The sequence below is a fragment of the Curtobacterium sp. ME26 genome (genome assembly GCF_903970945.1).
GTDB classification, from domain to species: domain Bacteria; phylum Actinomycetota; class Actinomycetes; order Actinomycetales; family Microbacteriaceae; genus Curtobacterium; species Curtobacterium citri.
The window spans coordinates 1-15,640 of the sequence record NZ_CAJCKG010000061.1 but is presented as its reverse complement, the minus strand read 5'-3'; the positions used below and the strand labels follow the sequence as shown (position 1 = coordinate 15,640).

At 72.6% G+C, this 15,640-nt stretch carries 14 protein-coding genes; all 14 read right to left on the bottom strand.

What is annotated here, in order from left to right; all coding sequences use genetic code 11:
* Positions 1–1,677 (bottom strand): primosomal protein N' (locus H7A69_RS15605; RefSeq protein ID WP_182047899.1); only part of this gene is annotated, 1,677 nt, incomplete at its 3' end.
* Between the two features lie 9 nt (positions 1,678–1,686).
* A complete protein-coding gene (metK, locus tag H7A69_RS15600) occupies positions 1,687–2,901 on the bottom strand; it encodes a methionine adenosyltransferase (protein WP_182047898.1) in 1,215 nt (404 codons plus the stop codon).
* Between the two features lie 5 nt (positions 2,902–2,906).
* Positions 2,907–3,170, bottom strand: a complete 264-nt coding sequence (gene rpoZ / locus H7A69_RS15595) for a DNA-directed RNA polymerase subunit omega (RefSeq protein WP_022906709.1) — start codon at positions 3,168–3,170, stop codon at positions 2,907–2,909.
* 61 nt (positions 3,171–3,231) lie between these two features.
* Positions 3,232–4,143 (bottom strand): guanylate kinase, encoded by a 912-nt coding sequence (gmk, locus tag H7A69_RS15590; protein ID WP_411469374.1) that lies wholly within the window; start codon positions 4,141–4,143, stop codon positions 3,232–3,234.
* Between the two features lie 41 nt (positions 4,144–4,184).
* Positions 4,185–5,081 (bottom strand): orotidine-5'-phosphate decarboxylase, encoded by an 897-nt coding sequence (pyrF, locus tag H7A69_RS15585; RefSeq protein ID WP_259346263.1) that lies wholly within the window; start codon positions 5,079–5,081, stop codon positions 4,185–4,187.
* Positions 5,078–8,356 carry a carbamoyl-phosphate synthase large subunit gene (carB, locus tag H7A69_RS15580; RefSeq protein WP_182047897.1) on the bottom strand — a complete coding sequence of 1,093 codons (3,279 nt, stop codon included), beginning with the start codon at positions 8,354–8,356 and terminating at the stop codon, positions 5,078–5,080. The genes pyrF and carB overlap by 4 nt, the downstream gene beginning before the upstream one ends.
* Positions 8,356–9,555: a glutamine-hydrolyzing carbamoyl-phosphate synthase small subunit gene (gene carA / locus H7A69_RS15575; RefSeq protein WP_182047896.1), complete on the bottom strand. Its 1,200-nt coding sequence runs from the start codon at positions 9,553–9,555 to the stop codon at positions 8,356–8,358. Before carA ends, carB begins: the two co-directional genes overlap by 1 nt.
* Positions 9,555–10,097: a hypothetical protein gene (locus tag H7A69_RS15570; protein WP_182047895.1), complete on the bottom strand. Its 543-nt coding sequence runs from the start codon at positions 10,095–10,097 to the stop codon at positions 9,555–9,557. The genes carA and H7A69_RS15570 overlap by 1 nt, the downstream gene beginning before the upstream one ends.
* On the bottom strand, positions 10,094–11,449 hold the full coding sequence (locus tag H7A69_RS15565; protein WP_182047894.1) for a dihydroorotase: 1,356 nt from the start codon (positions 11,447–11,449) through the stop codon (positions 10,094–10,096). Before H7A69_RS15565 ends, H7A69_RS15570 begins: the two co-directional genes overlap by 4 nt.
* Positions 11,446–12,408, bottom strand: a complete 963-nt coding sequence (locus H7A69_RS15560; protein ID WP_182047893.1) for an aspartate carbamoyltransferase catalytic subunit — start codon at positions 12,406–12,408, stop codon at positions 11,446–11,448. Before H7A69_RS15560 ends, H7A69_RS15565 begins: the two co-directional genes overlap by 4 nt.
* Complete coding sequence (gene pyrR / locus H7A69_RS15555) at positions 12,408–13,034, bottom strand: bifunctional pyr operon transcriptional regulator/uracil phosphoribosyltransferase PyrR (protein ID WP_182047892.1); 627 nt, start codon at positions 13,032–13,034, stop codon at positions 12,408–12,410. The genes H7A69_RS15560 and pyrR overlap by 1 nt, the downstream gene beginning before the upstream one ends.
* A gap of 57 nt (positions 13,035–13,091) precedes the next feature.
* Positions 13,092–13,577, bottom strand: a complete 486-nt coding sequence (gene nusB / locus H7A69_RS15550) for a transcription antitermination factor NusB (RefSeq protein ID WP_182047891.1) — start codon at positions 13,575–13,577, stop codon at positions 13,092–13,094.
* A gap of 10 nt (positions 13,578–13,587) precedes the next feature.
* On the bottom strand, positions 13,588–14,151 hold the full coding sequence (gene efp / locus H7A69_RS15545) for an elongation factor P (protein ID WP_069710793.1): 564 nt from the start codon (positions 14,149–14,151) through the stop codon (positions 13,588–13,590).
* A 211-nt stretch (positions 14,152–14,362) separates the two neighbouring features.
* A partial coding sequence (locus tag H7A69_RS15540; protein ID WP_182047890.1) for an ABC1 kinase family protein occupies positions 14,363–15,640 on the bottom strand: 1,278 nt, incomplete at its 5' end.

Sequence of the window (15,640 nt, the reverse complement as noted above, 5' to 3'; positions counted from 1 at the left end):
CCGGGCCCCGCCCCGCCGCGCGTGCGCCATCGCCGGGCCCACCGCCCCGCCGATGCCGACGAGGTACACCTCGGCCCCGGGTGCGCCCTTCGCGGCGGCACCGGTCCAGAAGCGCAGGACGTCCTCCTGCACGCGGAGGCCCTCGCGCGCCAGCATCCGCTCGCCGTCGAGCAGGAGCACGCAGGCGTAGCCACCCGGAACGTCGGGCTCCGCCCCGCGGGTGGCGACCACGACGGACGGCCGCGCCGGCACCTCGTCGAGCGGTCGTGACCCGTCGGCGACGACGATCCGCGTGCCCGGGAAGGCCCGGCCGAGCTCGTCCGCGGTGCGCTGGGCACCCTGGCCCACCGGCTTCACGGTGCCGTTGCCGCACGTCGGGCAGCGGAAGCCGACCGCGAGGGCACCGCAGAAGCGGCACTGCGGTGTCGCGCCCCGGTGCGGCTGGCCGAGCGGTCCCCCGCAGATCCGGCAGTGCGCACGCTCCCCGCACTCGGCGCAGACCAGACCGGTGCCGAAGCCGGGGCTCGCGACCTGCACGAGGACGGGACTGTGCTGACTGGCCTCGCGCGCGGCGCGCCACGCGGTGCTCGGGATGCGGGCCTGCGCGGCGAAGCCCTCGGCGCCGCTCTGCTGCACGGTCGGGATCACCTTCGGCGTCGCGACGCGGTACGGGGTCACGTCGTCCAACCACTGCAGCTCGACCAGGCGTTGCACGTCCGTGCTGCGCGCGTGCGAGACGAACAGGAGCGCCGCGCCCGACTGGGCGGCTCGGACGAGGGCCACGTCGCGGGTGTGCACGTAGGGCGCCCGGGGCTCGACGAACGACGCGTCCCCGTCGTCCCACACCGCGATGAGGCCGAGGTCGGTCGCCGGTGCGTACATGGCCGTGCGGTTGCCGATCGCGACGACCGCGTGCGAACGGGCCTGCAGCAGCGCCTTCGCCCGTGCGCCGTTCGTCTGCTTGGCGTCGAAGCGCACGACCCGCTCGGCGGGCAGCACGGCGAGGAGCGCCCGCTCGAGGTCGGTCACGTCGCGGAAGTCGGGGACGGCGACCACGGCGGACTGCTCCGTGGCGACGGCGCGTGCCGCCGCCTGCGCGATCGTGGCAGCCCAGCCGGGGACCCACACCGCGGCGGTGTCGTCGGCGGGACCGGCCGCACCGGCGGCGCTCGATCCCGGCGCCGGGGTGAGCGCCACCGGGTGCGGCACGGCGGCGACCGCAGCGCGACCGTGGTCGGCGACCAGGGCCTCCAGGACGCCCTCGGCGTACCCCGTGACGGGCGGCGCGCCGACCGCCGGGGGCGACCACCCGGGGTCGCGGGCGAGCCAGGCCTTCTCGGCGCGCACCTGGCGCGGCGGGACGGCGAGCCGCAGCACGTCCGATGCGACCCCTGCGGCGCGGTCGGCGACCGCTCGCGCGAGCGTCCAGACCTCCGGCGCGAGCACCGGCACCGGCGAGACGACCTGCTCGACCTGGCTGAGTTCGCCGGGCCAGTCTCCTTCGGAGACGACCTCGACGACGTACGCGTCGGACATCCGGGCGCCGGTGCGCAGCGGCACCTTGACGCGCACCCCCGGCACGCAGTCGTCCTCGAGCTCGGCCGGCACCCGGTAGTCGAACAGACGGTCCAACTGCGGGAGCGGCGAGTCGAGGACGACGCGCGCGACGGTGGTCACGCGGTGTGCCTAGACGGCGGCGGCGACGAGTCCTGCGGCGGCGCGGAGTTCCTCGACGCGGTCGAGCTGCTCCCAGGTGAAGCCGGGGAGCTCACGGCCGAAGTGCCCGTACGCGGCGGTCTGGGCGTAGCGCGGCTTGAGCAGGTCGAGGTCGCGGATGATCGCGGCCGGGCGCAGGTCGAAGACCTCGGTGATCGCCGCCTCGATGGTGGCGTCGTCGACGTGGCCGGTGCCGAACGACTCGACGTAGAGCCCGACGGGCTTCGCGCGGCCGATGGCGTACGCCACCTGCACCTCGAGCCGGTCCGCGAGTCCCGCGGCGACGGCGTTCTTCGCGACCCAGCGCAGGGCGTAGGCCGCCGAACGGTCGACCTTCGACGGGTCCTTGCCGCTGAACGCGCCGCCGCCGTGCCGGGAGGCACCGCCGTAGGTGTCGACGATGACCTTGCGACCGGTGAGGCCGGCGTCGCCCTGCGGGCCGCCGATCTCGAAGCGGCCGGTCGGGTTCACGATGACGTCGACGTGCGACGAGTCGAGGTCGACCAGGTCGAGCACCGGGTGGATGACGTGCTCGGTGATCTGCGCGGTGAGCTCGTCGAGCGTGACCGCCGGCGAGTGCTGCGTGGAGAGCACGACGGTCTCGACGGTCTTCGGCACGACGCCGTCGTAGCCGACCGTGACCTGCGTCTTGCCGTCCGGACGGAGGAAGTCGAGCACACCCGTCTTGCGGACCTCGGCGAGCCGCTCCGCCAGGCGGTGGGCAAGCCAGATCGCGACGGGCATGTACTCGGGCGTCTCGTTCGTCGCGAAGCCGAACATGATGCCCTGGTCACCGGCACCCTGGCGGTCGAGCGGGTCGACCCCGGCACCCGAACGGCTGTCGAGCGACTCGTCGACGCCCTGAGCGATGTCCGGCGACTGCGCGCCGATCGACACCTCGACCCCGCACGTGCGGCCGTCGAAGGAGACCTCCGACGAGTTGTAGCCGATGCCCGTGATGACGTCGCGCACGAGCTTCGGGATCTCGACGTAGCCGGAGGTCGTGACCTCGCCGGCGACGTGCACCAGACCCGTCGTCACCATGGTCTCGACGGCGACCCGCGCGTGCGGGTCGGCCGCGAGCAGGGCGTCGAGGATGGTGTCCGAGATCTGGTCGCAGATCTTGTCGGGGTGCCCCTCCGTCACCGACTCGGACGTGAAGAGGCGCAGGTTGGTGCTCGTCACCGCGGTCAGTCGGTGGGCTGCTGCTGCTTGGTGACGGTCAGCTTGTCCTCGTTGATCTCGTGCAGAGCAACGGACAGCGGCTTGTCGTCGATCGTCGAGTCGACGAGCGGGCCGACGTTGTCGAAGAGCGACCCCTCGTGCAGGTCGGCGTAGTAGTCGTTGATCTGACGAGCACGCTTCGAGGCGAAGATGACGAGCGCGTACTTCGACTCCACCTTGGCGAGCAGGTCGTCGATGGGCGGGTCGATGATGCCCTGGGGGTTGGCCATGGGGTCCTCCTCGGTCGGCGGGCGTCGGGGCGCGCGGGTGCGCGCGACGCGGGAGCACCCGTCAGGGCGCAGAGAACAAGTCTACGACCTCGCGTGCCGCGGTGCCGACATCGGAGTTCACGATCCGCACGTCGAACTCGTCCTGCGCGGCGAGTTCCACCTTCGCCGTCTCGAGACGACGCGCCTGCTCCTCGGCGGACTCGGTGCCGCGGCCGATGAGCCGGCGGACGAGTTCGTCCCAGGTCGGGGGCAGCAGGAAGACCAGGACGGCCTCGGGCATGGCGTCGCGGACCTGGCGTGCGCCCTGCAGGTCGATCTCGAGCATCACCTTGTCGCCGGCGTCGAGCGCGCGGTCGATCGGCGGACGCGGCGTGCCGTACCGGTACGAGTTGTGCACGACCGCCCACTCGAGGAGCTCGCGGTCACGGATCATCCGGTCGAACTCGGCGTCGTCGACGAAGTAGTAGTGCACGCCGTCGACCTCGCCCGGACGGGGCTTCCGGGTCGTCGCCGACACGCTGAGGTTGACGTCCGGGTACTGCTCGCGGATGTGCGCACTGACGGTGCCCTTGCCGACCGCCGTCGGTCCGGCGAGGACGACGAGCTTCGACGCGCCGCGCTTCCGGCCGCGGGCGGCGAGCCAGTCGGCCAGCGCGGTCCGCTGGCGGCTGCCGAGCCCGCCGAGGCGCTTCGACGGCGCGATCCGCAGCTCGCCCATGACCGCCTCGGCACGCGCCGGCCCGATGCCGGAGATGCTCGTGAGCAGGTCGCGGACCCGCAGGGACTTCTCCGCCGGCAGGTCGGCGTCGGTCCAGGCCGCACGCGCGACCTCGAGGGCGCTGCGCTCCCCCGACGCGACCTGCGCCTTCACGGCGGCGCGGGCGCGACGCGCGGCGACCGCGGCCCGGGCGGCGGCGACGCGGTCGACCTCCGGCGGGTTGCGGTGCGCCGGCAGGTCGCTGCGGTCCGGCACGCCGGCAGCGTCGTCAGCGGGTCCGGGGGTCGTCCCGTCCGTCACGCGGCGGCTCCCAGCGCGGCGCGGATGCGGTCCGCGCGGTCCTGCACGAGGGCGGCGACGCCGTCGGGCCCGTCGGTGAGCAGCCCGCGCGACTCGTTGACGAGCACCTGCTCGGCGCGCGAGCCGTACCGGGACCGCAGGTCCTCGATCCGGGCCCCCTGGGCGCCGAAGCCCGGAGCGAGCACCGGGGCGGAGCCGATGGCTGCCGCGTCGATGCCGAAGTCGTTCAGGTCGAGGGTGGCGCCGAGCACGAGCCCGACGTCTCCCAGCGGCTGCTCGCCGCCGGTCCGGTTGTCGTCTGCCACGTCCAAGACGATACCCGCCGCGACGGACCGCCCCGCACGCGGCCCCTCCGCGAGCACGGCGGTCTGCAGCACGCGCGCCTCGGGGTTGCTCGTCGCCGCCAGGACGAAGACACCGGCACGGTTGTCGCGCGCGACGTCGACCGTGCCCGCGAGCGAGCCGTAGCCGAGGTAGGGCGACACGGTCATCGCGTCGGCCCGGAACGGCCCGTCGCGGTCGAGCCACGCCAGGGCGTAGTCGTCACCGGTCGAGCCGATGTCGCCGCGCTTGACGTCGGCGACGGTCAAGAGGCCCGCATCGCGCGCCCGACGCAGGGTCGCGTCGAGCGCCCGGTAGCCGGCCACCCCCGCTGCCTCGAAGAACGCGATCTGCGGCTTCACGATCGCGGCACGCCCGGCGGCCGCGTCCACGAGGACCGCACCGAACGCCGTCAGGCCGGCTTCGTCGCGGCCCAGCCCCCACGCCGCCAGGGTGGCGGCGTGGGGGTCGATGCCGACGCACAGGGGGGAACGCTCCCCCATGGCGGCGGCGAGCCGGACGCCGAAGGAGGGTACGCCTCCCGACTGGGCCGTCGACACGTCGACGGTCACCAGGTGGCGCGCTCGAGCGCGTAGTCCTGCAGGCTGCGGACGCTGTGCGGCGTGCCGATCGTCTCGATGGCCGCGACCGCCGCGCCGAGCTGCGCGATGGTCGTGAACAGCGGCTTGTCCGCCGCGACCGTCGCCGCACGGATCTCGTAGCCGTCGGCGCGGCCGGCGGCACCCGAGGGCGTGTTGATGACGATGTCGACCGCGTCGCGTGCGAGCAGGTCGACGACGCTCTCGCCGCCCTCGCTGTACTTGCCGACGAGCGTGACCTCGATGCCGTTTCGCCGGAGCACCTCGGCGGTGCCCTCGGTCGCGGTGATCGTGAAGCCGAGCTGCTGCAGCCGGTGCACGGGCAGGACGACCTGGCGCTTGTCGGTGTCCGCGACGCTCACGAAGACCGTGCCGCTCGTCGGCAGCCCGCCGTACGCGGCGTCCTGGGACTTGAGGAACGCGCGCGGGAAGTCACGGTCGATGCCCATGACCTCGCCGGTGGAACGCATCTCCGGGCTGAGCACCGAGTCGACGACCTGGCCGTCGTGGGTGCGGAAGCGGCGGAAGGGCAGCACGGCCTCCTTCACCGCGACCGGGGCCTGCGGGGGCACCGACGAGCCGTCGCGCTCGGGCAGCAGGCCCTCGCCGACGAGCGCGTCGATCGACGTGCCGGTCATGATGCGGGACGCGGCCTTGGCGAGCGGGATGCCGAGGGCCTTCGACACGAACGGGACCGTGCGGCTGGCGCGCGGGTTCGCCTCGAGGACGTAGAGCACGCCGGCCCCGATGGCGAACTGCACGTTGAGCAGCCCGCGGACGCCGATGCCACGGGCGATCCGCTCGGTCGCCTCGACGACCCCGCGGATCTCCGCCTTGCCGAGTCCGACCGGGGGCAGGGTGCACGCCGAGTCGCCGGAGTGGATGCCGGCCTCCTCGATGTGCTCCATGATGCCGCCGATGTAGAGCCGGTCGCCGTCGAACAGGGCGTCGACGTCGATCTCCACGGCGTCGTCGAGGAACCGGTCGACGAGCAGCGGCAGGTCCGGGCCGATGATCGCCTGGTCGGCCATCCGGTCGAAGTAGTCGGCCAGGGCGGTCGGGTCGTACACGATCTCCATGCCGCGGCCGCCGAGCACGAAGGACGGGCGGACGAGCACCGGGTAGCCGATCTCCTCGGCCACCGCGGTCGCGCTGGCGAGGTCGTGGGCGGTGCCGTTGCGGGGCGCGAGCAGACCGGCCTGCTCGAGGATCGCGGCGAACTGCCCGCGCTCCTCGGCGGAGTCGATCGCGCTCGGGCTGGTGCCGAGGATCGGGATGCCGGCGGCCTCGAGCGGCTTCGCCAGGCCCAGGGCGGTCTGGCCGCCGAGCTGCACGACGACGCCGACGAGCTCGCCGGACGCAGCCTCGGCCTCGATGACCTCGAGGACGTCCTCGGTGGTGAGCGGCTCGAAGTAGAGCCGGTCCGAGGTGTCGTAGTCGGTCGACACCGTCTCGGGGTTGCAGTTGATCATGATCGTCTCGAACCCGGCGTCGCTCAGCGCGAAGGACGCGTGCACACAGGAGTAGTCGAACTCGACGCCCTGGCCGATGCGGTTCGGGCCGGAGCCGAGGATGACGACCTTCCTGCGGTCGCTCGGGGCGACCTCGGTCTCGGTGTCGTACGACGAGTAGTGGTACGGCGTCAGGGCCGGGAACTCGCCCGCGCAGGTGTCGACGGTCTTGAAGACCGGGCGGATGCCGGCGGTGTGCCGCGCGTCGCGCGCCTCCTGCTCGGAGATGCCGCGCAGGGACGCGATCTGGGCGTCGCTGAAGCCGTGCTCCTTCGCCCAGCGCAGCGTGTCCGCGTCGAGCGTCTCGGCGGCGGCCACCTCGGACGCGACCTCGTTGATGAGCACGATCTGGTCGATGAACCACGGGTCGATCTTCGTGGCCTCGAAGACCTCGTCCGCCGTGGCGCCGGCGACCAGGGCCTGCTGCACGGTCACGATGCGGCCGTCGGTCGGCACCTGGGCCTCGGTCAGCAGGGCGTCCTTGTCGAGCTCGGCCGCCGGGGTGTCCCAGTGGAAGCTCGATCCGCGCTTCTCGAGGCTCCGCAGGGACTTCTGCAGCGCCGTCGCGTAGTTGCGACCGATGGCCATCGCCTCGCCGACGCTCTTCATCGTCGTGGTCAGGGTGGCGTCGGCAGCCGGGAACTTCTCAAACGCGAAGCGCGGGGTCTTCACGACGACGTAGTCGAGCGTCGGCTCGAAGCTCGCCGGCGTGACGCGCGTGATGTCGTTCTCGATCTCGTCGAGCCGGTACCCGATCGCGAGCTTCGCGGCGATCTTGGCGATCGGGAAGCCCGTCGCCTTCGAGGCGAGCGCCGACGAGCGGGACACGCGCGGGTTCATCTCGATGACGATCAGGCGGCCGTTCGACGGGTCGACGGCGAACTGGATGTTGCAGCCGCCGGTGTCGACGCCGACGCGACGGATGATGTCGATGCCGATGTTCCGCATGTTCTGGTACTCGCGGTCGGTCAGCGTCAGCGCGGGTGCGACGGTGATCGAGTCACCGGTGTGCACGCCCACGGGGTCGACGTTCTCGATCGAGCAGATGACGACCGTGTTGTCGAAGTTGTCGCGCATGAGCTCGAGCTCGTACTCCTTCCAGCCGAGGATCGACTCCTCGAGGAGCACCTCGGTGGTCGGGCTCGACTGCAGGCCGTCGCCGACGAAGCGGACCAGCTCCTCCTCGTTGTAGGCAAAGCCGGAACCGAGGCCGCCCATCGTGAAGGAGGGCCGGACGACGAGCGGGTAGCCGAGGTCCTGCGCGTACTCCTTGGCCTCCTCGAGCGTGTGCGCGATGTGGCTGCGGGCGACGTCCGCACCGGACTCGAGGACGAGCTCCTTGAAGAGCTGGCGGTCCTCGCCGCGCTGGATGGCGTCGACCTTCGCGCCGATGAGCTCGACGTCGTACTTCGCGAGGATGCCCTCGGCGTCGAGCTTGATCGCGGCGTTGAGCGCCGTCTGCCCGCCGAGCGTCGGCAGGACCGCGTCCGGACGCTCGATCTTGATGATCTCCTCGAGCGAGGCGCTCGTGATCGGCTCGATGTACGTCGCGTCGGCGAAGTCCGGGTCGGTCATGATCGTCGCCGGGTTCGGGTTGACGAGGATCACGCGGACGCCCTCGGCGCGGAGGACGCGGCACGCCTGGGTGCCGGAGTAGTCGAACTCGGCGGCCTGCCCGATGACGATCGGGCCGGAGCCGATGACGAGGACGGAGTTGATGTCTGCGCGCTTCGGCATCAGTTGGCTTCCTTGGTGATGTCGGCGGCCGGGGTGGTCGCGGTGGCGGTCGCGGGGTCGAGCGGCTCGCCGGCTCGGCGCTCGCGCACGAGGTCCGCGAACCGGTCGAACAGGTACATCGAGTCGTGCGGGCCGGCCGCCGCCTCGGGGTGGTACTGCACGCTGAAGGCAGGTACGTCGAGCGCGCGCAGGCCCTCGACGACCTGGTCGTTCAGCGAGTAGTGCGAGACCTCGACGCGGCCGAAGCCGGCCGGGGACTCGACGACCTCGCCCAGGGGCGCGTCGACCGCGAAGCCGTGGTTCTGGCTGGTGATCTCGACTTTGCCGGTGGCGGTGTCGAGCACCGGCTGGTTGATGCCGCGGTGGCCGAACGGCAGCTTGTAGGTGCCGAAGCCGAGCGCGCGGCCGAGCAGCTGGTTGCCGAAGCAGATGCCGAAGAACGGACGTCCGGTCTTCAGGGAGTCCTGCAGGAGCGAGACCTGCGCGTCGGAGGCGGCGGGGTCGCCGGGGCCGTTCGAGTAGAAGAGCGCGTCCGGGTCGAGCTCCTGCAGCGCCTCGGGCGTGATGTCCTGCGGCACGACGTGCACCTCGAATCCGCGCTCGGCGAGGTACCGGGTGGTCGACGCCTTCACGCCGAGGTCGAGCACGGCCAGCCGGCCGATCTGCTCGCCGACGGCGGGGACCACGTACGTCTCGGGCGTCGAGACGATCGACGAGAAGCTCGCACCGGCCATGCCCGCCTGGTCGCGCACCAGCTGCTCCTGCTCGGCGGCCGGCAGGGCCGCGTCGGCACCGCTGAACACGCCGCCCTTCATCGCACCCGCGTCGCGGATCCGACGGGTCAACGCCCGGGTGTCGATGCCGGAGATGCCGACGATGCCGTCGCGCACGAGGTGGTCGTCGAGCGTCGCGTTCGCACGGTGGTTCGACACGACGCGGCTGGGGTCGCGCACGACGTAGCCCGCGACCCAGATGCGTCGCGACTCGGGGTCCTCGTCGTTGACCCCGGTGTTGCCGATGTGCGGCGCGGTCTGCACCACGATCTGCCCGGCGTAGGACGGGTCGGTCAGCGTCTCCTGGTAGCCGGTCATGCCCGTGGCGAAGACGACCTCGCCCAGGGTGCGGCCTCGGGCGCCGTACGCCCAACCGTCGTACCGGGTGCCGTCCTCGAGGACCAGTACGGCCCGTTCGCGTGTCATCAGTTCGTCCCTTCGCCCGCGGTGTGCGGGGGTTCGTGCGTCGTCGTCAGCCCCTGCAGGGCGGCGAGTGCTGCTGCGCCGCCCTCCGGGAACCGGAAGTAGGTGTCGAGGTCCGTCGCTCCGGCGGCGCCGGTCGCCGTCCATCGCAGACGGACCAGTCCCCCGGGCTCGACCACCCGGTCGATGGCCGTCGTCGCGCGGTCTGCCCCGCGGACGGCGTCGGCCGCGATCCAGCGGTCGTCGGTACCGGCGTGGTGCAGCACCACCCCGGTGTCGTGGACGGTCACGCCGCCGCGGCCCCGGAATCCGAGTCCGCCCGCCGTGATCCGTTCGAGCGGCTGGTCGGCGCGGGTCGTCGCGACGGTGAACCCGTCCCACGAACCGGCCGCCGGTCCGAGCCCGGACGGGACCGGGACGGGAGGCACGGTGTCCGCCTGTCTCCTGGCCCGCGTCCGCCAGGTGCGCGCCATCGCGACGAACAGCAGGGCGACGAGGGCGAGGATGACCGCGCCCTCGAGCCACCGCAGTGCGTCGCCGGTCATGCGACCGCCGTCCGGGCCGCCGTGGCGTTCGCGGCGACGGTGTGCGCGTCGACCAGCGCACCGTCGACGAGCGTCGGGTACCCCTGGTGGAAGGTCGCGACGACCCGGCCGGGCAGGCGCATGCCGAGGTACGGCGAGTTCTGCGACTGGCCGTGCAGGTCGTCGACCGAGAACTCGCGCACGGCGGCGGGGTCGTACAGCGTCAGCTCGGCGGGGGCGCCCGCGACGACGCCGCGACCGTGGCCCTCGACCTGCCCGATGCGCGCGGGTGCCTCGGACAGCACGCGGGCGACGTCCGCCCAGCCCAGCTGCCCGCTCTCGACCACCGCGGCGTGCACGACGCTCAGCGCCGACTCGAGCCCGACCATGCCGTTCGCGGCGGCCGGCCACTCGCAGCACTTCGCCTCGGCGGTGTGCGGGGCGTGGTCGGTCGCGACGATGTCGATCGTCCCGTCGGCGAGGGCCGCGCGCAGGGCGTCGACGTCCTCGCGCGAGCGCAGCGGCGGGTTCACCTTGTACCGGGCGTCGTAGCCGGGGGCGCCGTCGACTCCCGCGATGAGGTCCTCGGTGAGCACGAGGTGGTGCGGCGTGACCTCGGCGGTGACGTCGATCCCGCGGGACTTCGCCCACCGGATGACCTCGACGCTGCCGGCGGTCGAGACGTGGCAGACGTGCAACCGCGCCCCGACGTGGTCCGCGAGCAGGACGTCACGGGCGATGATCGCCTCCTCCGCGACGGCCGGCCAGCCCGCCAGACCGAGCTCCGACGACAGCCGGCCCTCGTTCATCTGCGCGCCGACGGTCAGTCGGGGCTCCTGCGCGTGCTGCGCGAGCACCCCGCCGAAGCCCTTGATGTACTCGAGCGCCCGGCGCATGAGCAGCGGGTCGGCGACGCAGGACCCGTCGTCCGAGAACACCCGCACCTTCGCGCGGCTGGTCGCCATCGCGCCGATCTCGGACAGGTGCGTTCCCTGCAGCCCCTGCGAGACCGCGCCGATCGGTCGGACCGTGACGTACCCGGCGTCGTCCCCGAGCGCCTGCACCTGCTCGACGACCCCGGCCGTGTCGGCGACGGGCGAGGAGTTCGCCATCGCGTTCACGGCGGTGAAGCCGCCGGCGGCCGCGGCGCGTGAGCCGGTGAGCACCGTCTCCGACTCCTCGGCGCCGGGCTCGCGCAGGTGGGTGTGGAGGTCCACGAGACCGGGCAGGGCGATCAGCCCGTCCGCGTCGACGACCGTGGCGCCGGCCACGTCGAGACCGGACCCGACCGCTTCGATGCGCCGTCCCTCCAGGCGGATGTCGGCACGCGTGCCGTCGACCAGCTGCGCGCCGCGGATGAGGTGGGCGGTCATGCGACGGACTCCTTCGGTTCGTGCTCGCCGGTCAGGGCGAGGTAGAGCACGGCCATGCGGACCGACACGCCGTTCGCGACCTGCTCGACCACCGTCGAGCGGGGGTCGTCGGCGGCCACGCCGGCGATCTCGAGCCCGCGGTTCATCGGCCCGGGGTGCATGATCAGCGTGCGCTCGGACAGCGCGGCCGCGCGGGCGGCGGTCAGCCCGAAGTGCCGCGTGTACTCGCGGGGGTTCGGGAAGAAGGCGTCGTTCATCCGCTCCTGCTGGATGCGGAGGAGCATCACGACGTCCGGGTCCTCGGCGAGGGCCGCGTCGAGGTCGTGGTGCACGGCGGCCCCGAACGGCCGGTCGACGGCGGGCAGCAGCGTGGGCGGCGCGGCGAAGGTGACCTCGGCGCCGAGCGTGCGGAGCAGCCACGCGTTGCTCCGTGCGACGCGGCTGTGCAGGACGTCGCCGACGATCGTCACGCGCACGCCGTCGAGGCCCTGCCCGCGGCTAGCGCCCCCGTGCAACCGGCGGCGCATCGTGAAGGCGTCGAGCAGCGCCTGCGTCGGGTGCTCGTGCGTGCCGTCGCCGGCGTTCACCACGGGGACGTCGATCCAGTCCGCCTCCGCGAGGACCCGCGGGGCCCCCGACGCCGGGTGGCGCATCACGATGCCGTCGATGCCCATCGCGCCCAGGGTCTGCACGGTGTCCTTGAGCGACTCGCCCTTCGAGACGCTCGACCCCTTCGCGGCGAAGTTGATGACGTCCGCGGAGAGGCGCTTCGCGGCGGCCTCGAACGAGATGCGGGTGCGGGTGGAGTCCTCGAAGAAGAGGTTCACGACCGTCTTGCCGCGGAGTGCCGGGAGCTTCCGGACCTCGCGGGTGTTGACCTCGGCCATCTCCTCGGCGACGTCGAGGATGCGGATCGCCTCGGAGCGGGAGAGGTCGGCGGTGGAGAGGAGGTGGCGCATCAGGCGTCACCCCCGGGCTGCCGCTCGGGCTGCTCGGCCCGGTCGGCCTGCTCGGCCTGGTCGGGCTGCTCGGCCTGGTCGGGCTGCTCGATCACGACCTCGTCGGCGCCGTCCGTCTCCGTCAGTCGGAGGGTGACCCGCTCGTCGGACGCGGTCGGCAGGTTCTTGCCGACGTGGTCGGCGCGGATCGGCAGCTGCCGGTGGCCGCGGTCGACGAGCACCGCGAGCCGGACCGCCCGCGGGCGCCCGATGCCCTGCAGGGCGTCGAGGGCAGCCCGGACCGTCCGCCCGGAGTAGAGCACGTCGTCGACGAGCACGACGACCTTGCCGTCGATGCCGCTCGTCGGGATGGTCGTGCGGTGCGGCGCACGACCGATGCCGTGGCCGAGGTCGTCCCGGTGCATCGTCACGTCGAGCGTGCCGAGCCGCTGGTCGCGGTCCTCGGCCCACTCGGGTTCGATGTCGGCCAGGACGCGGTCGAGCCGCTCGGCCAGGACGGCACCCCGTGTCGGGATGCCCAGGAGCACGAGGTCCGAGGCCCCGTGGTTGGCCTCGAGGATCTCGTGCGCGATGCGTGTCAGAGCACGCGTGATGTCGGGCTGTTGCAGGACCGTTCTGGTACCCACGCCGACCTCCTTCCCCGCCTCACCGGACGGACTTAAAGGACGCTGACGTGGTCAACCCTACCGGGACTCCTGGTCCCCTGCGACCGTCCGACCGGACGGTGCGGCGCCCTGGTCGGCAGCCTTCGACGACGGTGCGCGGCCTCCGGCGACGGCGCCCAGGACCCCGTTCACGAAGCCCGCCGAGTCGTCCGTCGAGAGCGACTGGGCGAGCTCCACCGCCTCGGCGATCGCGACCGCGTCCGGGACCTCCGGGTTGTACCGGAGCTCCCAGACGCCCATCCGCAGGATGCAGCGGTCGAGCACGGGCATGCGTGCGATGGACCAGCCCTGCGCGTGCTCGACGATCACCCGGTCGATCGCAGCACGGTCGTCGTCGACACCGGTGACGATCTGTCGCGCGTAGTCCCAGCTCGAGGCGCGCTCGGGCTGGTCGAGGTGACGGACCGTCTCCGTGGCGAGGACGTCCGCGATCGGCAGCTCGCGGACCTCCGCCACGTACAGCATGTCGAGGGCGCGCTTGCGGGCCTTCGAACGAGCACTCATCCGGCGTCGCCTAGTTGTTGACGCGGCCGAGGAAGCTGCCGTCGCGCGTGTCGATCTTCACGGTGGTGCCGTTCTCCAGGTAGAGCGGGACCTGGATGCGGTGACCGGTCGCGATGATGGTCGCGTCCTTCGTGCCACCCGAGGAGCGGTCGCCCTGGAGGCCCGGCTCGGTCTCGACCTCGGTGACGATCGACGTGGGCAGCTCGATGTAGAGCGGGTTGCCCTCGTTCATCGCGATGGTGACCATCGCCGACTCGAGCAGGAAGTTCTTGGCGTCGCCGACGACGGTCTCCGAGACGGGGACCTGGTCGTAGGTGTCGGTGTCCATGAACACGTAGGACTCGCCGTCCTGGTACAGGTACTGGTAGTCGCGGCGGTCGACGGTCGCGGTGTCGATCTTCGCACCGGCGTTGAACGTGCGGTCGACGACCTTGCCCGAGACGACGTTCTTCAGCTTCGTGCGGACGAACGCGCCGCCCTTGCCCGGCTTGACGTGCTGGAACTCGACGACCGACCAGAGCTGCCCGTCGATGATGAGAACGGCGCCGTTCTTGATGTCAGTGGTACTCGCCATGGGTCTTCCGTTCGATGGTGTTGTGAAGGTCTCCCGGACGTGCGTCCGGTCCCGGCATCGGCGGGGAGGTGCCCCGGGCCGACGCCCCGTCGAGTGTAGCGGACCGGCGGCAGCAGGCCCGGCGGGAGCGCGCCCGGCGGGAGCGCGCCCGGCGGGAGCAGACCCGGCGGCACCACCGCACGGGCGCCCCGGCGTCCAGGCGCCGACCGGGTCAGCGTCGTCGCCGCGCCCACCAGGCGTCGACGGCCGCCCAGACGAGGAGCACCACGGCCGTCCCGCCGAGGATTCCCCCGGCGGCGCCGGTCGACAGCACCGCGGTCGGCCGGACCGGTGCCGCCAGGTACACGATCGACAGCACGCCGGCGCCGGAACCGAGCAGGACGAGCAGCACGCGGCGGACCAGGCCGGACACGACCTCGCGATCGCGGCGGTCCGAGAACAACCGGATGGCGACCGTGAGCTTGCCGGTCTCGATCGCCTCGCCGATCCGGTCGATCCGCCGCGGGAGCTTCCGGATGGTCGACACCACGCCGAAGAGTTCCCGCAGCGCGAGGTCCCGGACGGCCCGGGGCCGGAGCTGGTCCCGGATCTGCCGTCGGGCCAGGTCGCGGGACTCCTCGAGCAGGTCGAAGGACGGCGCGAGGCTCCGGAGGGTCCCCTCGAAGATCGCCAGGGCGCGTGCGGCGGCGACGAAGTCCGGCGGGGGCTTCAGCCGGTACCGGCCGAACACCGCGACGGCGTCGTCCACGGTCTCGACGCCGATGCGCGCGCCCGGGCCGAGCTCGTCGGCCACGAACGCCGCGATGTCCCGCCGGAAGTCCGGTTCGTCCTCGGCGTCGCGCACGGGAGCCATCCGCATCACCGCGTCGGCGATGCGCTCGGTGTCGTCCTGGATGTACCCTGCGAGCAGGTCCTGCACCGTCGAGCGCAGGCCGGGGTCGAGGCGCCCGACCGACCCGAAGTCGATGAGCGCCGGCCGACCGTCGGGCAGCAGCACGACGTTCCCCGGGTGCAGGTCGGCGTGGTAGATCCCGTCGAACACGACCTGCCGGAGGAACGCGTCGAGCACCGCCCGCATCGGCGTGTCGAGGTCCTGCCCGGTCCCCGCGGCGCGGAGGGCGCTGAGCGTCTCCCCCTCGAGGAACTCCATCACCATCACCCGGCGTCCGGACAGCTCGCGGTGCGGCTCGGGGAACGCGACCGCGTCGGGTCGCGCGCTCCGGGTCTGCGCGGCTCGGAGCGCCGTGAGGTTCCGCATCTCGGCCGTGAAGTCGACCTGGCGGACGAGGTCGTCGGCGTACTGCCGGGCGACGTCGGTGACGCCGACCTGCCGTGCCTCGGTGCTGGTCCGTGCCAGGAACCGGACGACACGGAGCGCGATGTCGACGTCGCGGCGCACCGCCACGTCGATGCCGGGTCGCTGCACCTTGACCGCCACCACGGAGCCGTCGCGCAGGGTCGCGCGGTGGACCTGCGCGATGGACGCGGC